The organism is Ruegeria sp. CH8 (genome assembly GCF_056536985.1).
This window is the reverse complement of the sequence record NZ_JBQFQR010000046.1, coordinates 1-21,464: the sequence shown is the minus strand read 5'-3', so window position 1 is coordinate 21,464 and position 21,464 is coordinate 1. Positions and strand designations below refer to the sequence as shown.

Below are 21,464 nucleotides of genomic sequence, written 5' to 3'. Positions count from 1 at the left end.
GCGACACCCACGCCTATGGCGAAGAGGGCGTCCGCTTCTACACCAAGCAGAAGTCCATCATGCAGCGCTGGCCCGAGAGCATCTCCAAAGGCGCTGAATTCAACATGCCCGTAGCCCGCTGATCCTGGAGCTTTACCATGTCTGTGGAAACGTTTGATTACATCGTTGTAGGGGCCGGCACCGCCGGCTGCCTGCTGGCCAATCGCCTCAGCAAGGACCCGTCCAAACGAGTCCTGTTGCTGGAAGCCGGTAAAAAGGACAACTATCCGTGGATTCATATCCCGGTTGGGTATCTGTACTGTATCGGCAATCCGCGTACGGACTGGCTGTATCAGACCGAACCCGACAAAGGTTTGAACGGCCGCGCCCTGCGCTACCCGCGTGGCAAAACACTGGGCGGATGTTCCTCAATCAACGGCATGATCTACATGCGGGGTCAGGCACGGGACTATGACAATTGGGCCAAGCTGAGTGGTGAGGACGACTGGAGCTGGGAGAACTCGCTCCCCGACTTCAAGGCGCATGAGAACCACTACAAGCTGGACAACGGGGCCGATCCCAAAACCGGCGACAACAGCCGGTTCTCGGACCTGCACGCCCATGGCGGCGAATGGCGCGTGGAAAAACAGCGCCTGCGCTGGGACGTGCTGGATTCCTTCGCCGAGGCTGCCAATGAGGCCGGAATCGAGTCCACCGATGATTTCAACGCGGGCGACAATGCCGGGGTTGGCTATTTTGACGTGAACCAGAAATCGGGCTGGCGCTGGAACACCTCGAAAGGCTTCCTGCGCCCCGCGAAAGAGCGTCAGAACCTGACCATCTGGACCGAAGCTCAGGTCGAACGCCTGACCTTCGACACCACCGCCGATGGCGCGACGCGCTGTTCCGGCGCAGTTGTGCGCCGCGCGGGGCAACCGGTCACCGTGAATGCCTCGGCCGAGGTCATTCTGTCCGCAGGTGCGATTAACTCGCCGCAAATCCTGCAATTGTCCGGTATCGGTAGTGGCAATTTCCTGAAATCCCACGGCATCGACGTGGTGCTGGACGCGCCTGCCGTTGGCGAAAACCTGCAGGATCACCTGCAGATCCGTGCCGTGTTCAAGGTGGACGGGGCCAAAACCCTGAACACTCTGGCCAACAGCCTTGTGGGTAAGGCCAAGATCGGCCTGCAATACGCACTGCAACGCTCCGGCCCGATGAGCATGTCGCCCAGCCAACTGGGGGCGTTCACTCGATCCGACCCAGGCCGGGCTCATGCGAACCTGGAATATCACGTGCAGCCTCTAAGCCTTGAAGCTTTTGGTGAAGACCTGCACGAATTCCCCGCCATCACCGTCAGCGTGTGTAACCTGAACCCGTCCAGTCGAGGTCATGTGCGCATCCGCTCGAACAAATACACCGATGCGCCGATGATCGCTCCGAACTATCTGGACACGGACGACGACCGTAAGGTTGCTGCAGACAGCCTGCGTCAGGTGCGCGAGATCATGTCCAAACCTGCGATGAAGAAATACAATCCGCAGGAATGGAAACCCGGTGTTCAGTTCCAGACCGACGAGGAACTGGCAAAGCTGGCAGGCGACATCGCCAACACCATCTTCCACCCGGTTGGGACTGCGAAAATGGGGCGTGACGATGATCCAAGCGCAGTGGTCGACCCTTACCTGAAGGTCAAAGGCATCAAGGGCCTGCGCGTGGTTGACGCCAGCATCATGCCCGAGATCACCAGCGGCAACACCAACGCGCCGACCCTGATGATCGCGGAGAAAGCCGCGCGCTGGATTCAGGAAGGTCGGTAAACCAACCAAAAAAGTGGCCCCGGGTTCATGGGCGGACCCGGGTCTTTTTCGTCAGATCGGGCTGCTAGCGCCCGTAGAATTGCAGGAATAATGCACATGACACTTCAATCGTCCTCTGATCTGCCGCTCGCCGGTGTCAAAGTCATCGACTTTGGTCAGTATATTGCCGGCCCTGCTGTCGCCATGATCCTTGCGGATTTTGGTGCGACGGTCATTCGCGTCGAGATGCCAAATGGCCCGCTTTGGGAAAGCCCGGCCAACGCAACGCTGAACCGCAACAAACTGATCGTGACGCTGGATCTGAAGACCGATGACGGCATGGCACAGGTACGCGACCTGATCGCCGAGGCCGATATTCTGGTCGAAAGCTTCCGCCCCGGCGTGATGACCCGCATGGGGCTGGGCTTTGCAGAACTACGCGCGGCACGCCCCGAGTTGATCACCCTGTCGATCCCCGGCTTCGCCTCGAATGACGAGTTGCGCCGAGATTGGCGCGCTTATGAAAGTGTTATCGCGGCCTCGTCCGGTGTGTTCACCGATATGGGCCTGAATCGGGTGCTGATGGGCATCAACCCGTCCTTTTCGCCGCTGCCGCTGGCTTCGGCCTATGGCACCATGCTGGCCGCATCCTCGGTGGTACTGGCGCTGCAATCTCGTGAACGTACTGGATATGGCGACCAGATCGAGGTGCCCTTGGCCTCGGCCGTTATGGAGGGGCTCAGCTACAACTCGATCAAGATCGACGACTACCCCGACCGTTACAAAACCCAGCGCGAGTTTGAGATTGAACGCCGCCGGATCGAAGGTTTGCCGATGAACGTTTCGTATGAAGATCTGCAGGAATTGCTGGACCCATTCTATCGGTCTTACAAGTGCAAGGACGGCCGCATGTTCTATGTGGTCTGCCCCAGCCATAAGCAACACGCCAAACGCTGCCTCAAAAAGCTCGGCATCTATGACGAGCTGGTCGAGGAAGGCCTGACCGAGGAAGAAGACACCTATCTGCCTGTCAGCGAATGGAAAAACGACGTGTCATTAGGCGTCTACCCGCTGCCAAAACACTGGGCCGACCGGATTGCCGAGCGGATGAAAGAAGTGTTCCTGACCCGGACCTCAAAAGAATGGGAAAAGATCTTTGGACGTGGCAAATTCCCAGGCGCGCCCCAGCGTTGGCTGCAGGAATGGATCCACGACGACCACGCCGAAACCGCCGGTCTGATGGTCGAGGTCGAAGACCCAGAGTTTGGCACCATGACCCAGCCCGGCCCGATGGTTTGGCTTGAGGAATCCGGCGAGGAAATGCTGGAGCCCAAGCCGCGTGAATGGGTCGAATTCGACACCGCCCTGGCTGCTTTGAAGGCGCAAGAGACTTCTGTGCCCGATCCCGTGCCCGAGGAAGAACAGACCGGCTGGCTGGACGGCGTACGCATCCTTGATCTGTGCAACGTCATCGCAGGCCCGCATTCAGTCTCCTATCTGGCCCGGTTTGGCGCCGAGGTGATTAAGCTGGACCCGGCGACGCCGTTCTATGACTGCTGGAACACGGTGATCTTCAGCCTGTCCCACGGCAACGGTAAGCGGTCAGTTCTGGCCGACATGAAATCACCCGAGGGGCGCGAGGTCTTCGAGAAGCTGGTGAAATCCGTCGATGTAATCGTATGGAACGCCACGGATGCGCAAGTGCAGGGCATGGGGCTGGACCGCGAGAGCCTGGCCAAACTGAACCCGGATGCGATCTTCTGCAAGATGGATTGCTTTGGTGGTGTGCGTCGCGGACCACGATCGAACTACCTTGGTTATGACGATCTGGTACAGGCCACCACCGGCATCATGCTGCGGTTCGGCGGATCGATGGAAACCCCCGAAGAGCATGCCCATGTCGGCACCATCGACGTGATGTGTGGTTTTGGCGGGTCGCTGGGTGTTGCCGCTGCGTTGTATCAAAAGCTGAAAACCGGCCGTGTCGGACGCCCGCGCACCTCATTGGCCGCGCTCAGCGGTCTTGCACAGATCCCGTTCTGCTATGACTATGAACGCCGGGGCCTGTTCGATGAACCCGCCGGGCAAGAAATCAACGGCTATGATGCGCTGACCCGTTTCTACTACACCTCGTCGGACCGCTTTATTCTGCTGAGCGCTTATGAATCGGACGTCCCAAGGCTGGCTACGGTCGAGGGGTTGGAAGGGTTCGAGGATGTCGCAGTCGAAGACCGTGAAGCGTTTTTGGCCAATGCGTTCTATCAGGCACGGGCCAGCGACTGGGCGGAACGCCTGCAGGCCGCCGATGTTGGCGGAACCATCTGCGAGAACATCGAAACGATCCGGTCGTATAACGCACGCCCAGCAGATGGAACGCCGGGCACCGACCGTGGCAGCTATTCGTTTTCGGTTCATGAAGATCACCCAAGCGGCCACACCATCACGCAACTGGATCCATTTGCGATCCGCCCTGTACGCGGCACTGTCTATGCGCTGAAACCGGCGGAGAAGTTCGGAACCTCGACACGCGCTGTGCTGCAAGAGCTTGGCTACGAAGACGCCGAAATCGAGAAAATGCTGTTACATGGCATTGTCAGCGAAAGCTGGAGCCAAGAATACCTGCCAAGTTGATCTGCAAACATGGTCAGGGCGACACCTAAAGTAATTGGTGTCGCCCTACCTTGGTACTTGGCCGTAACCGAGCTGCTCAACAAGGAGCTGCGGCCACTTGGTGCTTTTGGCAAGAACGCGATGCAGACGACGTTGCGCCCGCCCTCTAACTGGCGAGCCAGACAAACGCCCCACCCGCCAAAGTGACCGCAATGGTATCAACGAGATGCCTTGTGAACCTTCCCGCTGTCAGCTGGGTATGAAGATTTCGACCGGGATGCTTCGCCTGAAAGGTTTTCGCTTCCGTCGTGCAATCATCGGTTACTTGGTGTGGGCTTCAAGTCGCTATGGCGCCCTACCGACGTGAAGACGCAATAGGCGCATTAGGATATCGGGCTGATCCACGTCGCTCCTGTCGTTTTGACCGACAAACTGAACTCAGGGCAACAGATCGAAGAGCGGGAACGACCATGCGTCAAGGAAACCTCCTAGCCGACACTCTGCGCTGCCTTTTCCTAAATCCGTTGGTTCAGGACCTGATGTAATGCGACCCAGGTCCCACGCTTTTGCCCTGACCTAGAATTATGCGACCGTGCCAGTTACTCGCACGGGGGCAGAAATCTCTGATGCTAGACCAGGATTCTGTAAAGGCATCTCCTCCACATAGTGACACGCCACAAAGTGCCCCTCTTCGATCTCGACCAGTTTAACCGGCGCCGAGTTTGGATCGAACCCCGCTGGCGCGTCGGTTAAAGTGACCTTTTTTCCGGACACCGTCGCAACCGGATGACGGAACCCGCCCTCCAGTCGGATCGGTGCAAAAACCGCGTCCGGGTCCGGGTGCGGCACCGCGCTGAGCAGTGCCTGAGTGTATGGGTGACGAGGTGAGTAAAACACTTTTTCGGTCGGTCCGTACTCGACGAATTTGCCGTGATACAGCACCGCGACGCTGTGCGAAATCTGCGCTACAACCGCCAGATCGTGGGCGATGAAAAGAAAACTGACACCCATTTCTTCCTGGATGTTCTTTAGCAAATCCACGATTTCGGCCTGAATGGACACATCCAGCGCCGAAACACATTCATCACAGACCACAAACTTTGGCTTGGACACCAGGGCGCGGGCAATACAGATCCGCTGCCGTTGACCGCCCGAGAACGCGTGCGGGAACCGACGCAGGTGTTCCAGCTCGACCTTGCAGCGCTCCGCGATTTCACGCACACGCGCGTCAATTTCATCGCGATTGCTCATCAGCCCCGAGGCAACCAGAGGTTCGGCGATGATATCGCGGACTGTCATGCGCGGGTTAAGCGACGAGTACGGGTCCTGAAACACAAGGCTCATCTCGGGCCGGAACGACCGCAGCAGGTCGCCCCCCAGCGAGTGGACATGTACCGGGCCTTCGTGGAACGCCATGTTCAGCTTGGAACGTACCGCGCGCAGTTCCTCTGCGCTGGCATGGGCCAGATCAATGTCGCCCTTTTTCTTGCGGTGAAACACGACCTCGCCATCTGACGGATCAATGGCGCGCAGGATCGCCCGACCAACCGTCGTCTTGCCCGAGCCGGACTCGCCCACCAAACCAACGGTCTCGCCTTTTTTGATAGTAAAGCTGACGTCATCCACTGCACGGACCTTGGTGATATCCGTGCGGAACATGCGTTTGGTCTTTACGTCAAAGTCGACCACCAGATTTTTCACATCAATCAGGGGGCGATGTTTCTTGCCGGTCAGTGCTGCAGGCGGTTTGACGCGGTCCAGTCGCGGGATCGCCGCCAGCAGACGTTTGGTGTAGTCCTCCTGCGGATTGCGGATCACGTCCCGCACAGTGCCGCGCTCGACCACTTCGCCCTTTTGCATGACGACAACATCGTCGGCGACCTGAGCCACAACGCCCAGATCATGGGTGATGAAGATCATCCCCATTTCCAATTCTTCCTGCAACTTTTTCATCAACTTCAGAACCTGCGCCTGAATCGTGACATCCAGCGCCGTTGTCGGCTCGTCCGCGATCAACAAGGCTGGCCCGGCCGACAACGCCAGCGCGATCATGGCACGCTGGCGCATACCGCCGGACAGTTCATGGGGATACTGATCGACGCGCTGTGACGGGTTGATCAGACCAACACGGTCTAGCATATCGACGGCAATCTCGCGCGCCTCGCGGCGACCGACTTTGCGATGCAACCTGATCGCTTTGGTGATCTGATTGCCAACTGTGTAAACGGGCGAGAAACTGGCCATCGGTTCCTGAAAGATCATACCGATTTCACCGCCGCGCAAACGACCGATTGTCGGATCACCTGAGCGCAAGCTGGGTACTTCGATCTTTTGGCCGTTCTTTGCGTAGTAATCGATGCGCGAGCCTTCTCCGATCGTCGCGGTGTTAGGCAGCAGACGCATGACCGCTTTGGTCGAGATCGATTTTCCCGAACCCGATTCCCCCACGATCCCAAGGGTTTTTCCCTTCTCGACCGAGAAGGACGCATTTCGAACCGGTGTAATCAGTCCCTCATCCGTGCGGAACGAGATCGACAGGTTTTCTACGTCAAGGATTTTGGTCATATCAACGCGCCTCCGCATAGGGGTCGGCAGCGTCGCGCACCCCGTCACCAATCACGGTAAAGGCCAGCACGGCCACCACGACAAAGATCGCGGGAATAAACAGCCACGGGGTCTGTTCGATCGCCCGCACCGATTGCGCCTGCTGTAGCAGAACCCCCCACGAGACCGAGGGCGGACGCAGGCCGAGCCCAACAAAGGACAGCGCCGTCTCCGACAGGATCATGTAAGGAAAGCTGATCACCAAATCGACGATGATAAAGCTGGTAAAGCTGGGCAGCATGTGCTGGGCGATGATCCGGCCTGGACGCGCACCTGCCAGTCGTGCGGCGACCACGTAGTCCTCATTCCGGATCGATAGCAATTGGGATCGAATCCGTCGCGCCAGTGTCGGCCAACCGAACAGGCCAAGGATCAGCGTCATCGCGAAATAGACTTGCGTGGTCGACCATTCCTTGGGCATGGCGGCAGCCAGTCCCATGTAAAGCGGAATGATGGGCACCACCCGGATCACCTCGGTCACGCGCTGGATCACGTTGTCGATGATGCCGCCGAAATAGCCCGCGATCCCGCCGATGATCAGCGCCAGCACGAACGAGATCAGCACCCCGATTACCCCAATCGACAGCGATGTGCGGGTGGCATAGATCGTTCGGCTGAACACATCGCGGCCCAGATCGTCGGTGCCCCAGAAATGGATTTTCTGATCCGCATCGGGGCTGAGGCCGACTAGGTGGCGGTCAATCGGGATGAAGCCCAGCAGCTTGACCCGCTCACCTTTGACGAAGAGCTTGATGTAGTGGCGCACCTCGGGATCCGGCACCGATATCGCGCGCAGGGTCACCGGGTCGCGCTCGGTTTTGGTGCCGTTTATAAAAGGCACGACCGAACAGCCGCCCGCATCGCAGAAACGCGGGATTTGCGGCGCGCCCTCTATATACTTGGTGTCGCGGCTCACCGGACCATAGGGGGCGACAAACTCGGCAAAGATACCGGCCAGCGCCATCAAGCCCAGCAAGGATGCCGCCAGCATCGCGGCGCGGTGGCGGCGGAACCGCCACCAGATCAGCGTCCATTGCGAGGCCGAATAGTATTTCAGCTGGCGTTCGCGCTCTTTGGCTTCGGCGGCCGAAAGTTGGGTTGCGTCAGTCATGGATCAGGCCCCCAATTTGATGCGCGGGTCCAGCCACGCCAGCAATAGATCCGAAAAGAAATTCATGAACACGATGGCAAAGGTCAGCATCAGTAGGATTGCACCCGCCACGTTCATGTCGAGGTCCAGGTATGCCCTCAGCAGCAGCTCACCCAGTTCGGTCAGCCCCAGAACCACGGCCACGATTGGCAGCTCTGAGAAGATGCGGTTCACGTCAAACCCGATGGTCGAGACCACAGGGTTGATCGCAAGACGCGCCGGGTATTTGATCAGCAGCTTGGTCTCGGGCACACCGCGCGCGCGGGCGGCGGTGACCGACAGCTTGTTCAGCTCATCCGACATGGTCGCCCTCACGGTCTGAATTTGATAGGCCACCGCCGACCAGGCCAGCACCACCGCAGGCAGCCACAGGTGTTTCATCATGTCCCAGACCTTGGCTGCGGACCATGGCGCGTCTCGGTACTGGGCCGAAAACAACCCGCCGATATCGGCCCCGAACCAGCGGTTGGCGAAATACAGCATCACCAGCGCCAACAGAAAGTTCGGCAGCGCCAGCCCAAGATAGGAAAACACCGTCAGGCCGTAATCGACTGCTGACCCACGTCGTACCGCAGCAAAAATGCCGATGGGGATCGATACGATGTAGGTCAGCAGGAGGGTGGCGAACAGGATACCGGCCGTCAGCCAGACCTTGTCGCCGATGACTTTGGTCACCGAGGTTTCAAAGGCAAAGGCCTGCCCGAAATCCCAGTGCAGGACGATGCCTCCGATCCAGTCGAAATAGCGCAGCACCATGGGCTTATCCAAACCCAGATCGCGCCGGATCGCCTCGATATCCGCCTCAGTGACATTCACCCCGGTGCCGGAATACTTGCGAAAAGCATACCGGTCGGCATAGTCGCCGGGCGGTAGCTCCATGATCAGAAAGACCATCACCGACACCATTGCCATGGTGATGACCATTCCAACAAAACGTTCCAGAGTGAATCTCAGCAAAACGAAGTCCCCCATCAGGCCGTCCAAGGCCGATACCGGAGCGCAGGTGGGCTGCGCTCCGGCGTTTCGTTCAGACGTTTGTCTGAGTTACTGCTCCAACCACCACTGCGAGGGGCGGTACGGATAGGTCCAGTAGAAGTCGTAGGTTTTCGACTTGATCGGCTTCACGTTCTGCAGGTCGTTGCGATGCAGGAACGGAGAGACGATGTCGCCGACGGTCCCGATTTTCAGCATGTTGTCGGTGTGGATCTGAACGATCTCTGCGCCCAACTTGTTGCTTGCGTCGGTACCCATTTCCACCTGGATAAATTTCTCGCTCAGGTCCCAGAGCTTTTTGATGTCTTCCGGCGGCTCGATGCCTTCGGCACCACCGGTGGTTTTCCACGCGGCCCAGTCAAAACCGGTGCCGGGGTTGAAGACATCGCCAAACGGCGGGATGAAGACGGTGACGTCCTGGCTGATGGTCGGACCGGCATTGCCGTCGTATTTCCAGGTGGTCACTTCCAGATCGTTGTTGTTGCCCGATGCGCGATACTCGTCCGAGGTGACCTCTTTCAGATCGACGCGGACACCCACGGCGCTCCAGTAGTCACGCACCAGCTCCTGCATCTTCACCGGCACACCCTGCGACGAGTAAACCAGACGGATCACCAGCGGCTTGCCATCGGGACGTTCCAGAGTACCGTCGCCATCCGCATCTGTCAGGCCCATTTCGGCCAGCAGCGCCTTGGCACCTTCGGGATCATAGGCGATGTCGCGGTTCAGAACCTCGTCCGTTACGAAGGACACGGTTTTGGGTTCCGCAGGCACACCCTGCATCGGAGTACCCTGCCCCAGATAGACGATCTCGTTGATCTCGTCGCGGTTCATCGCCTTCGACATGGCGCGGTTAAAGCGGATGTCGTTGAAGATTTCGCGCAGCACCGGATCCTGATGGGTACGGTTGAACGAGTAGAAGACGTTTTCGCCAAAGGTCGGGGCGAAGTTGATGGTGTAGCCACCCTTGCCTTCGTTTTCCTTCAGCAGCGGGAAGTCTTCCAGGAAGACAGCCTGCTGTTTCCAAACCACATCGCCGTTCATGATCTTGAGGTTCTGGACCTCTTTGTCGCCCACATAGGTCTCAACGATTTCGTTGATATAGGGCAGCTGGTTACCGGCGGTATCGACCTGGTGGAAATAAGGGTTCGCCACCAGCTTGCGGCCTTCGGCATTTTCGTCGACCACGATGTAGCTTTCCAGCGTCGGGACAACCGCACGGCCGATCTTGGCGGCTTTGTCGGCGTCCTTCAGCAGCGGGCTGGGAACGTCTTTCCAGTCGGAACCACCATAGTAGAAGTCAACAGCAGCAGCGGCGTTTTCAAAGCCGTATTCCTGCGCCAGCGCTTCGGCGTTTTCGTTGTACTTGGGCATGAACTGGCCCAGGAAGTGCTTGGGCTGGAACGGCTGGCCGTAATCCACGGCAAAGCGGTTCAGAATGCCCGGGGTCGGAACCGGGAAAGTGAACTTGACGGTGGTGGCGTCAACCGCCGCGACCTGTGCCTTTTCACCGGCAAACAGCCAGCGATTGGGGGCCTGATCGTAGACATCGGTGTTGTAGATGACGTCATTCATCCAGAACTCGACGTCGGCGGCAGTGAAGGGCTCACCATCCGACCACTTGTGACCTTCGCGCAGTACGATGGTCAGTTCGGTGTAGTCGTCATTCCAGGACCAGGCTTTTGCGATGTTCGGAACGACGGTCTGCAGGTCGTCGGCATAGCGCACGAAGTTGACGTGCCGAACCGACAGCAGGTCCGAAGTGCCCGATTCCGTACCTTTGGACAGGCCGGTGATGACACCGCCGTACTGACCAACTGTGTCATAAGGCATGACCACCAGCGGCTCGGCCGGCAGACGCTCGGCAACAGGGGCCAGTTCGGCGTTGCCCAGAATTCGGCCGTTCAGCTCGGCGATTGCGGGGTTTTCGGCGAAGTTCAATTCACACGAGGCCGCGTCCTGCAGTTCAGCCAGTTCCAGCTGCTGCGGGTGAACGGGGCTCAGGCCCATGGGGTCCGCAACGGTGGCAGCGGGGCAATTGGCCAACACCGGCGTGCCCAAAGCAGCCAGAGCGGTAAACGAGAGCAGTGAGGTACGAAGTTTCATAACCATCCCAACATATTTGTGACGTCGGGTGTGCTAGGCTCCGAAGTTAACAAATTTATGATAGTCAGGCGTATATAGAAAAACGCTATGACGCTTTTGGCGACACAAAAGCTTCACATTCGTGGATTTCTCCTGTGATCTTAAAGAAACTGGACACGGCGGCGGTTTGGCGCATTGCCGGTAGACATGCCAGAAAGTAGCCTACTATCAGGTTCTTGTCTTCAATGGGTACAAACCTGATACCGGGTTCACCTTCGCATTCCTGCGCCGCGGCCACACCCACACCAACTCCCGAATCCACCAGTGTCCGAATGGACCCCCACGATCCCAAACCCAGAATCGTCGTCAGTTTCGCCCCCCGCAGCCGCGCCGCAGAATCGAAAATCCGCCGTGTCGAGGATGTTGGTTCGCGCTGAATCAGCTTCAGCGACTCGACATCCTGCCAACCAACAGCATCGGCAGCAGCCAGCGGGTGATCTTCGGGCACGATCAGCCCGATCCGCGTTTCCGAAATCTTGACCCCGGCCAGATCGGGCGGCAGCTCTTTTGCGGTGAACAGCCCGACGTCGAATTCACCGGAATAGAGCAACGGCAGCAGGTCATGCGTGGCCAAAGCACGGGCGCTCACATCAACCGCCGGATACTCGCGCACAAACTCTGAAATCAGCGGGATGGCGATCTGAAAGGTCGAATACCCGATATGAAAACTGCCGGAATGCAGGTCACGTTCAGAGGTCAGAACCGTGTCGATACTGTCACGCAGCGCGATCAGCGCCTTAATGTCACCGCGGATCTTGTTCAGCAACGGGGTTGAGGTGATCACCGAACCGGACCGGTCCAGCAACCGGCACTGATACTGCTGCTCAAGCGAATAGACCAGATTGGATACAGTCGGCTGCGACACGCCAAGCTCTTTAGCAGCCAGTGTGAAACTGCCCTGTCTGACAACCGCTTCGAGGGCCTGCAATTGCTTGAGGCTCATTTTCGATTTCATGCGTCCACCCGTTGTCACCGCGCTTTGCCGCCACCATAGATGAAAAGCGCGCGTGATCCATGGCGCATGATGCGGCCTGTTGCCTTTGATCACAGGCTCGCGACAGGCAGCAACATTGATTTTATTGAATATAAGCGCGTATCCTTTCCATAGATCATTTAAAAAACGGGGGTTTGCATGGACAGCTCTCTTTCTGATGAGGCGCTGGCGCGGTTGCCCTTCTGGGTTACACCGCCGGGTGAGACGGATGGCTTTCTGATTGTCGTCGGCATCCTGCTTGTCCTTGTCTTGCTAGGGTTTGGGGCGCTCTATTTTACCATCCAAGCCATTCCCGACAGGATGGCCGCCGGGGCGCATAAGGTTCAAATGCAATTGGTGGGTGTGTTGGGGCTGATCTCGCTGTTCACCCTGAACAACGCGTTCTGGATCGCAGCCATTCTGATCGCCGCCGTGCCGCTGCACGAAATCTTCCCTTTGCAGGGCAAGAACGCGCCGTCGGAGCGTTCGGATGCTTGAGCTCATATTCTCGGCCCTGATCACGATTGTTCCGGATTACCTCTATCGCCGGTATGGGCAGGGCAAACGGTGGGGCCAGGAAATCACTCTGTTCAACATCTGGTACGAGCTGCGCTGGGGTCTAACCGCCTGTGCCATTCTGGCCGTGACCCTGATCACCGTCATCTTTTACTTCCATCCCTCCACCCGCAATGTGACCGCCGCCTTTCGCACCATAACCATCCTGTCGGATCGCGGAGGCCGCGTGGTCGAGGTCTATGTGACCAACAATGAAACCGTCACGGCGGGTCAGGCCATCTTCCGGCTGGACACCACCCGGCAAGAGGCTGCGGCTGAAACCGCCCGACGCCAAATCGAAGAGGTTGACGCTGCCCTTGGCGTGATGGTTGCGGATATCGCTGCCGCGCAAGCACAGCTTGATACGGCTGAGGCCGATTTTCGTCAGGCCACGGATGATCAGGAGCGTCGCCAATCGCTGGCTGAGCGAAACAACGCGACTGTCAGTGAACAAGAACTTGAACGCTTGCAAACGGCTGTCTCCCGCGCCGACGGCCAGCGCGCCGCTGCGATTGCCGCGCTCGACGGAATCAAACTGCGCCAGAGCACCTTGCTGCCAGCCCAACGCGACAGCGCCCGCGCCGTTCTGGCCGAAGCCGAGGCCGAAATCGACAAGTCCACCGTCTTTGCCGAGGTCGACGGAACGGTAACTCAGTTCCTTCTGAAACCGGGCGATATTGTGAATCCGATCCTGCGGCCCGCAGGTATTCTGGTGCCCGATGTCACCGGGCAAGGCCGTTTCGTCGCCGCGTTTGGTCAGATATCGGTGAGTGTTCTGAAGCCGGGCATGCTGGTGGAAACCACCTGCGCGGCCAAACCGTTGAAGATCATTCCGATGGTCGTCGATGAGGTGCAAGATGCCATTGCCGCCGGTCAATTCCGGCCCGGAGATGCGCTGCTGGACCTGCAGGACCGCGCCCGCCCCGGTAGCGTGACAGCTTTTCTAGCACCGATTTTTCCCGCTCATCTGGATCACATCCCGCTCGGCAGCGCCTGCGTTGGGGTCGCCTATACCAGCCGCGCGCAAGAAATCGAGGCCGGAGAAATCACAGGGTTCTCTGCCTTTGTGGCGCGGATCGTGGATGGGATGGGGATCGCCAACGCCATTGTTCTGCGGGCGCAGGCCATCCTGCTGCCGGTCAAGGCGTTGGTGTTTAACTGACAGGCGCTTGAACACCGTGTTGGAAAAAATCAGGCCGGTTCATTTTGAACCGGCCTGAAAAACTTTAGAAGTGCGCCGAGTTGGTGTTTCCCGGTACAACCGGCGGAGCGAACTTGGTCAGGTCGATGCCTTCAACCGCCGCCTTGTACTCTTCGATCTTTGGTGTCCGGCCCAGGATGGCCGACAGCACGACAACCGGGGTTGAGGCCAGTAGGCTTTCGCCTTTCTTGTCCGGCGCATCCGCCACGACGCGACCCTGGAACAGGCGGGTCGAGGTGGCCAGAACCGTGTCACCCTTGGCAGCTTTCTCCTGGTTACCCATGCAGAGGTTGCAGCCGGGACGCTCGAGATAGAGGATATTCTCATACTCGGTGCGCGCCTGCGTTTTCGGGAACAGGTCGTCGAACTCGAAGCCCGAGTATTTCTCGAGCACTTCCCAGTCGCCCTCTTCCTTCAACTCGTCGATGATGTTGTAGGTGGGGGCCGCAACCACCAGCGGGGCCCTGAATTCGACCTTGCCAGTTTCCTTTTCCAGGTTCTTCAGCATCTGGGCGACGATCTTGATGTCCCCCTTGTGCACCATGCACGAGCCAACAAAACCCAGATCCACGGTCTTTTCCGCGTTGTAGAACGAGATCGGACGGATCGTATCGTGGGTATAGCGTTTGGAGACGTCGGCGTTGTTGACGTCCGGGTCAGCGATCATCGGCTCAACGATCTGATCCAGATCGACAACAACCTCGGCGAAGTACTTGGCGCTGTCGTCGGGACGCAGAGCGGGGTTTTCGCCCGACTTGATCTCGGCAATGCGGGCATCAGCGATGTTGATCAGCTTCTGCAGCATGCCGTTTTCATGCTCCATACCCTTGTCGATCATGATCTGGATGCGCGACTTGGCAAGTTCCAGCGAACCGATCAGGGTGTCGTCATTCGAGATACAGACCGAGGCTTTGGCCTTCATCTCGGCCGTCCAGTCGGTGAAGGTAAAGGCCTGGTCCGCCAGCAACGTGCCGATATGCACTTCGATCACGCGGCCCTGGAACACGTTGTCGCCATGCTGTTCCAGCATCTGCGCCTGAGTCGCGTGCACCACATCACGGAAGTCCATGTGCTCGGCCATCTGGCCCTTGAAGGTCACCTTGACGGATTCCGGGATCGGCATCGAGGCTTCACCGGTTGCCAGCGCCAGCGCAACAGTGCCCGAGTCCGCTCCGAAGGCCACGCCTTTGGACATCCGGGTGTGGCTGTCGCCGCCAATAATCACTGACCAGTCATCCACGGTGATGTCGTTCAACACCTTGTGGATCACGTCGGTCATCGCGTGGTATTCGCCTTTCGGGTCGCGGCCGGTAACCAGACCGAAGTCGTTCATGAACTTCATCAGGCGCGGCGTGTTGGCCTGCGCCTTGGCGTCCCAGACCGATGCGGTGTGACAGCCCGACTGATAAGCACCATCCACGCTGGGCGCCACGACGGTTGCCGCCATCGCCTCAAGTTCCTGCATGGTCATCAGGCCGGTGGTGTCCTGCGAGCCAACGATGTTGACCTTCACACGCACGTCCGAACCGGCGTGCAGGGTCTTGCCCGGAGTGGTACCCACGGCATTCTTGTTAAAGATCTTCTCAACCGCAGTCAGGCCCTGACCTTCGTGGCTGATTTCTTTCGAGGGGGCAAAGACCAGCGGGGCTTCGACACCCAGAGTTTCGGCCGCAAATGTCTGCAGCTTCTTGCCGAAGACGATGGCGTAAGACCCGCCCGCCTTCATGAACTCAACCTTCTGCGGCGTGAAGGACGAGGATACGTCCACCAGCTCTTCGCCCTCTTCGCTCAGCAGCTTTTGGGTTTTGGAATTGATCTTCAGAACCGTGCCGGTTGCGACCGAATAGGCCTCTTCAAGGATCGGGTTGCCGTCATTGTTCAGGATTGCATTGCCATCTTCGTCGACCTTCTTGACCCAGTTCTTCAGGTCGATGCCGATTCCGCCGGTCACGCCCACGGTGGTCAGGAAGATCGGCGAGATACCATTGGTACCGGCCACGACCGGCGCAATGTTGACAAACGGCACATAGGGGCTGGCCTGTTTGCCGGTCCACAGCGCCACGTTGTTCACGCCCGACATCCGCGACGAGCCCACACCCATGGTGCCTTTTTCGGCGATCAGCATCACGCGCTTGCCGGGGTGCTGGATTTTCAGCGCTTCGATTTCCTGTTGCGCTTTCTCGGTGACAAAGCACTGGCCGTGCAGCTCGCGGTCAGCGCGCGAGTGCGCCTGATTGCCCGGCGACAGCAAGTCGGTCGAGATATCGCCCTCAGCCGCAACATAGGTGACAACTTCAATCTCTTCGTCGACCTCTGGCAGCTTGGTGAAGAACTCGGCCTTGGCATAGCTTTCCAGAATGTCCTTCGCCACCGCATTGCCAGCCTCGAACGCGGCCTTCAACCGATCAGTGTCGGCATCATACAGGAAGACTTGAGACTTCAGCACCTCGGCGGCCTGACCTGCAATCGCAGCGTCATCACCCAGCGCCAGGTCCAGCAGAACCTCAACCGAGGGTCCGCCTTTCATGTGCGACAGCAGTTCGAACGCGAAGGGAACCGAGATTTCCTCAACCACGGCCTCGCCCAGAATGATCTCTTTCAGGAACTTCGCCTTTTCACCTGCGGCGCTGGTTGTGCCCGGCAGCGTATTGTAGATGAAAAAGTGCAGCGACTCCGCCCGGTGCTCGTTGCCGGCATCCTTAATCTGATCGACGATCTCTTTGACAAGGGCGCCATCATCGATGGGCTTGGGGTGCAGCCCCTGTTCTTTGCGGGTTTCGATTTCGCTGAGGTAGTCTGTATAAAGGCTCATGGCTGATCCGCTGTTTGCAATTGGTGACGCTATGTGCCGGATTCGCGGCGCTCTGACCAGCCCCGGCACTCATTTGTATGCGGCGGTATACCATTCAGCGGGAAATATCAAGGGACCATCTTCGCGCACATGATCGGTTCCTTTGCCTTCCGGTGGGGTGAAGGTAAGTGTGAAACTTGGATATCGGCACTCACCTGCGATGGGCCAGATATTCTGGTCAGTGGTTTTGAGAGCGATGCCGGACGCGGCCTCATACACTTCATAAGGTCTATGCGAACTCTTCCGAAACTCGGCAAGTCACTCCATTCCGAAGACAGAGTAAAACGGGCAATGGTATCACGCACCTCAGAACAAAACCTTGAACTGGCTTTCGGCCTAAAGAACCAATCGCGTTCGCACAGACTCTATCTCTGGCATTGCCAACTGGTTCTGTCGCAAACATTTTGGAAGGCAGAGCATCAGTGTAATTGGTGAGCAGTTTATCCTGCCAGTTGGGCGAATTGTTGAAACGGTCGGAGTCCGGACGTGAATTGACCTTTGCAAATCATGTTGACCAGTTCTATGCCTGCCAGGACAGATGCGGCTGAAGCGAAAGACTTGAAGCCCACACATGTGCCGGATGCGACGTTTGATGAACCGGTGGTCCTGTTCCACGATGTATTATCCGGCATGAGTGACCGCGACGCTTCAATCGGAGGTTTTGAAGGCTTCGATGTGGATTACTATTGGTCCACCGGGATTGGGGCGTTTGGAGCACGAATGGCGGGCAGGCCGAAGTATCTGATGAGTTGTGAGCTCGAGTTGCTATCTGGCCGCCCCTTCGACTTGCCCGGTTGTGCTGCGAGCGCGGATCCGTAGTTGTCGTGTAGCCCGCTGGCTCCCTTGGTTGCTGACCATGGAAAGGAGCCAGTCATGAAAATCATTGCCTTTGAAGTGCATCGCACCTTTGCGCAGGTGGCGGTCCTGGAGAATGGCAAGATCCGGGACGAAGGTCGCCTTGAGCTTGTGCGTGAACACATCCTGAAATTTGCAGAGCGGCTGAATATCGAGGACGAGATCGTCCTGGAAGCGACAGTCAACACAAAGGCCATAGTGCGGCTGCTGTCGCCTTTGTAAGCCGTGTCGTCATCTCAAACCCACTACTCGTTCGAGCTATCGCCTAGGCCAAAGTCAAGACCGACAAGATCGACGCGAGCGTTCTGGCGAAGCTTCACGCCAGTGGCTTTCTGACAGAAGTCTGGATGCCGGATGAAGAAACGGAACGGCTGCGTCGGGTCGTTGCTGAGCGGGTGCAGCTGGTTTCCCAGATGACCCGTCTCAAGAACAGAATCCATTCAGTGCTGCATGCCAATTTGATCCCGCCGTACAATGCATCTCTTTTTACAAAGCGCGGGAGGAAGTGGTTGGAGGCACAACCAGTCGAGCAAGACCAGCGACGCGTCATCCTCCGTCATGCCAGCGAACTGGCGGTCGCGAACTCAAACTGATCGATGAAGACCTTGCACAGACAGCGCTTCAGGAGCCGCGCGTAAAACAGCTGATGAGAATCACCGGCGTCAACATGATCGTTGCTCTGAGTGTTGTGGCGGCGATTGGCGAAAACGGGCGCTTCTCGTCTCCGGAGAAACTCGTCAATTATTTCGGTCTCAATCCCCGGGTTCGCCAATCGGGTGACAAAGCTGCGTATCATGGCCGCATTACAAAGCAGGGCCGGTCCCATGCGCGAGCGATGCTGGTTGAAACGGCTTGGTCGGTCTCCCGTACACCCGGACCATTAAGAGCCTTCTTTCGGAGGATCCGGGAAAAGCGAGGCAACCAAATCGCGGCGGTGGCGACTGCGCGCAAACTGACAGTGTTCGTCTGGCACATGCTATCCAGGGGCGAAGAATACGTCTGGAGCCGTCCCGCTTTGTTAGACTGGAAGTCTCAGAAAGCTGGAACTGACGGTTGGCTACCCCTCTCACCGCGGTGGAAGAACGAAAGACTCAGCTGCCGACTACAGCCTCAAATCAGTGCGCGATCGGGAGAGAGAAGCTGTCGGTCACGCGGAGAGCGTTTACCGGCGTTTCGTAATAAAGTGGAAACAGAAATCTCCGATGGCAAAGCCCGTCGCACCTCAGTAGCTCACCCAAAGACAAGGGCGCGGTGCCTCAAAAAGTTCTTATCAAATACATCCGTCAAGTATTTTGACCTGATCGTCTGTACTTTGGCTGGACAGCCGAACCGCTTCAGGGTTCTGTTCACTTCTCGAATGCCAGCTGCATTGGCGCCACTCTTGTCTATGACGATTTTGATCGGGATCCCGTTTGAGGAGGGCGCTTTGGCAAAGAACCTGGTGGTTGCTGGACGATTACGTCGCTCGGACAGCATGAAATCAAGGGTGTTTCCCGCTTTGTCGGCCGCTCGATAGAGACACATCCACTTCCCGCGCACACGAATGTAGGTTACGACCATTCCCCAAGAACTGGGAGTTGAGCGCTTCTTTGATTGCGCACGAGCAGCGACTATCGGCGAGTATTTCACAACCCACCCATTCAATGTGGCGTGGTCAACTCGCACACCGCGTTCAGCCATGATCTCTTCCAAGTCACGATAGGAAACTGTGTACCGCAGGTAGAAGTATATAGCGTACAAAATCGCATCCTTGGGAAAATGACAGCCTTTCAAGGAAATCATGCTGAAACCTGTTGGAGAAAAATACGCGAATAGCAGACGTCGAAATCTGCAGGCTCGTCAATCAAGACCCAAAGTTTGCGACACATCCTTTTGTTGACTGCTTTGATACCGCCAGTGTTTGCGACAGAACCGCCGCGGACAGGTTCTTCCGTGGACCAGGGGCAAATCAGACGGTGGTGAGATCGACCAAGCAATAGGTTGCTTCTGGAGAGCCAGAGCTGGGACAGGTCAACTGAAAACCTTAAGTTCTGTTGAACTTGCGATAGATATGTTTAGGCTGCGGTGTTTGACCCTGAGTGATTTGTGGGAATCGTATCTTTGCTGCTCTCCATTGTCGTGCCTTGCTTTAATGAACAAAGTGGTATTGCTGAGTTTCATAAGCGCACGAAAGCAGCGTGTAAAATCGACGGTATCGAACTGGAAATCGTCTATGTAAACGATGGCAGTTCAGACGAAACGCTAGATCGCTTGCGCGAGCTCATGAACGACAACGTTTCGGTTAAGGTAGTTGATCTGAGCCGCAATTACGGCAAAGAAATCGCCTTATCAGCCGGCTTGGACCACGCGCGCGGAGACGTAGTGGTTCCCATTGATGCCGATCTGCAGGACCCGCCCGAGCTGATACCTGAAATGATAGATAAACACTGCGAGGGATATAACGTTGTCTATGCACGGCGTCGCAGCCGTGCAGGTGAAACATGGCTCAAGAAAAAAACCGCTGCCCTGTTCTATAGAGCTATGACTCGGGTCGGTGGAAAGGTCGAACTTCCTGCCAATGTCGGTGACTTCCGCTTGATGGACCGGAAATCTCTAGATGCTTTGCTTCAACTGCGTGAGCAGCACCGTTTTATGAAGGGCCTGTTTGCAGTTGTGGGTTTTCGTCAGATCGCAATTGAATACGACCGCGATCCTCGCTTTGCCGATGAAACAAAGTGGAGCTACTGGAGGCTTTGGAACTTATCCCTCGAAGCGATCACATCGTTCACCATACTGCCGCTGAAACTGTCGACCTACCTTGGGCTATTGGTGGCTATGTTTGCTTTTTTTTACGGTGCCTACATTGTGTTAAAGGCGATTTTCTTTGGCGATCCGGTTGATGGCTTCCCGTCGCTCATCGCGATTGTCACGCTGATCGGCGGCGTCCAACTCATGGTTCTGGGCGTGATTGGCGAATACCTTGGACGCATCTTCAACGAAACCAAGAGACGCCCGCTGTACTTTGTGCAAGATGTACTGGCGAAGTCTGATAGTGATCATTCAAGCGGCACAGACGCCGCATTGACCAACGACACCGAAAAGGCGTTCAAATGTGACTAAGCCGGCCACAGATACCGCCAAGCAATCCCCCTTGAATGACTTGTTACGGCAAGCTGTTACCTTCGGTCTTGTTGGCGTTGTAAATACGCTTGTCGGTTTGACAGTTTTCTACGGTTTTCTATTCGTTGTCGGTGCACCGCCGGGAGTGTCCAATGTGATTGGTCATTGCGTCGCTGTGTGCGGTTCGTTTCTCCTAAACTCCAAGTTTACTTTCAATCGTAGGCCAAGTGCCAAGCGCGCAATCCAATTTCTTTTCTGTTTTGGAGTCAGCCTGGCAGTAAACTTGGCCGTCCTACATGGTGGGATCGCGATGGACCTGTCGCCAGGCATTGCACAACTTCCGGCCATGGTGGCTTACACAGGTGTGTTTTTTCTGATGAGTCGGTTTCTTGTCTTCAAGTGAGTGGATAACATGTGGCTAAATAAAGAAGTCCTGAGTTCGCAAACTGTTTGTTATGCGGACTTGCGCTGCTTTTGGTTGGGCTCGTGTACTTAGCGCAGAAGTCGTTTCTGAACCGGTTTGATACAATAGACTTCAAAAGGCATTGCCAACTGGTTTTGTCGCAAGCTTTTTGGATGCAGAACATCGGTGGAATTGGTGAGCGTTTTACCCTGCCAGTTGGGCGAATTATTGAAACGGTCGGAGTTCG

Annotated in this window: 12 protein-coding genes and 3 pseudogenes; 7 read left to right on the top strand and 8 right to left on the bottom strand. The window is 57.1% G+C overall.

Annotation, left to right across the window (positions count from 1 at the left end; translation table 11 throughout):
• Positions 1–137 precede the first annotated feature (137 nt).
• Complete coding sequence (locus ACR0ER_RS24730; protein WP_480771139.1) at positions 138–1,799, top strand: GMC family oxidoreductase; 1,662 nt, start codon at positions 138–140, stop codon at positions 1,797–1,799.
• Between the two features lie 96 nt (positions 1,800–1,895).
• A complete protein-coding gene (locus tag ACR0ER_RS24725; protein WP_480771138.1) occupies positions 1,896–4,409 on the top strand; it encodes a CoA transferase in 2,514 nt (837 codons plus the stop codon).
• Positions 4,410–4,970: 561 nt separating this feature from the next.
• On the opposite strand, the gene ACR0ER_RS24720 is transcribed toward ACR0ER_RS24725, so the two are convergent.
• The 5 genes from ACR0ER_RS24720 to ACR0ER_RS24700 all read right to left on the bottom strand — a co-directional run bounded on the left by ACR0ER_RS24720 (position 4,971) and on the right by ACR0ER_RS24700 (position 12,223).
• Positions 4,971–6,953 carry a dipeptide ABC transporter ATP-binding protein gene (locus ACR0ER_RS24720; RefSeq protein ID WP_480771137.1) on the bottom strand — a complete coding sequence of 661 codons (1,983 nt, stop codon included), beginning with the start codon at positions 6,951–6,953 and terminating at the stop codon, positions 4,971–4,973.
• A gap of 1 nt (position 6,954) precedes the next feature.
• Positions 6,955–8,103, bottom strand: coding sequence for an ABC transporter permease (locus ACR0ER_RS24715; protein WP_480771136.1), 1,149 nt, complete (start codon positions 8,101–8,103; stop codon positions 6,955–6,957).
• 3 nt (positions 8,104–8,106) lie between these two features.
• A complete protein-coding gene (locus ACR0ER_RS24710; RefSeq protein ID WP_480771135.1) occupies positions 8,107–9,114 on the bottom strand; it encodes an ABC transporter permease in 1,008 nt (335 codons plus the stop codon).
• Between the two features lie 72 nt (positions 9,115–9,186).
• Positions 9,187–11,241 carry an ABC transporter substrate-binding protein gene (locus tag ACR0ER_RS24705; RefSeq protein WP_480771134.1) on the bottom strand — a complete coding sequence of 685 codons (2,055 nt, stop codon included), beginning with the start codon at positions 11,239–11,241 and terminating at the stop codon, positions 9,187–9,189.
• Between the two features lie 85 nt (positions 11,242–11,326).
• Entirely contained in the window at positions 11,327–12,223 is an 897-nt protein-coding gene (locus ACR0ER_RS24700) for a LysR substrate-binding domain-containing protein (RefSeq protein ID WP_480771133.1), read from the bottom strand.
• Positions 12,224–12,412: 189 nt separating this feature from the next.
• Between ACR0ER_RS24700 and ACR0ER_RS24695 the strand changes: the two genes are divergently transcribed.
• Both ACR0ER_RS24695 and ACR0ER_RS24690 read left to right on the top strand, forming a co-directional pair.
• Positions 12,413–12,751: a hypothetical protein gene (locus ACR0ER_RS24695; RefSeq protein ID WP_480771132.1), complete on the top strand. Its 339-nt coding sequence runs from the start codon at positions 12,413–12,415 to the stop codon at positions 12,749–12,751.
• On the top strand, positions 12,744–13,970 hold the full coding sequence (locus tag ACR0ER_RS24690; protein ID WP_480771131.1) for an HlyD family secretion protein: 1,227 nt from the start codon (positions 12,744–12,746) through the stop codon (positions 13,968–13,970). Before ACR0ER_RS24695 ends, ACR0ER_RS24690 begins: the two co-directional genes overlap by 8 nt.
• 64 nt (positions 13,971–14,034) lie before the next feature.
• Here the strand turns inward: ACR0ER_RS24690 and ACR0ER_RS24685 are convergent, their stop codons facing one another.
• Together ACR0ER_RS24685 and ACR0ER_RS24680 are read right to left on the bottom strand one after the other, a co-directional pair.
• On the bottom strand, positions 14,035–16,821 hold the full coding sequence (locus ACR0ER_RS24685; RefSeq protein ID WP_480771130.1) for a bifunctional aconitate hydratase 2/2-methylisocitrate dehydratase: 2,787 nt from the start codon (positions 16,819–16,821) through the stop codon (positions 14,035–14,037).
• A 479-nt stretch (positions 16,822–17,300) separates the two neighbouring features.
• Positions 17,301–17,478: pseudogene (locus ACR0ER_RS24680) on the bottom strand (DDE-type integrase/transposase/recombinase); the annotation flags it as partial.
• Positions 17,479–17,733: 255 nt separating this feature from the next.
• Here ACR0ER_RS24680 and ACR0ER_RS24675 point away from each other — a divergent pair.
• Positions 17,734–18,944, top strand: a pseudogene (locus ACR0ER_RS24675) (IS110 family RNA-guided transposase).
• Between the two features lie 19 nt (positions 18,945–18,963).
• On the opposite strand, the pseudogene ACR0ER_RS24670 reads toward ACR0ER_RS24675, so the two are convergent.
• Positions 18,964–19,497: pseudogene (locus ACR0ER_RS24670) on the bottom strand (IS6 family transposase); the annotation flags it as partial.
• Positions 19,498–19,800: 303 nt separating this feature from the next.
• Between ACR0ER_RS24670 and ACR0ER_RS24665 the strand changes: the two are divergent.
• Together ACR0ER_RS24665 and ACR0ER_RS24660 are read left to right on the top strand one after the other, a co-directional pair.
• A complete protein-coding gene (locus ACR0ER_RS24665) occupies positions 19,801–20,814 on the top strand; it encodes a glycosyltransferase family 2 protein (protein WP_480771129.1) in 1,014 nt (337 codons plus the stop codon).
• Positions 20,807–21,217, top strand: a complete 411-nt coding sequence (locus ACR0ER_RS24660) for a GtrA family protein (RefSeq protein WP_170336863.1) — start codon at positions 20,807–20,809, stop codon at positions 21,215–21,217. Before ACR0ER_RS24665 ends, ACR0ER_RS24660 begins: the two co-directional genes overlap by 8 nt.
• Positions 21,218–21,464: the final 247 nt, after the last annotated feature.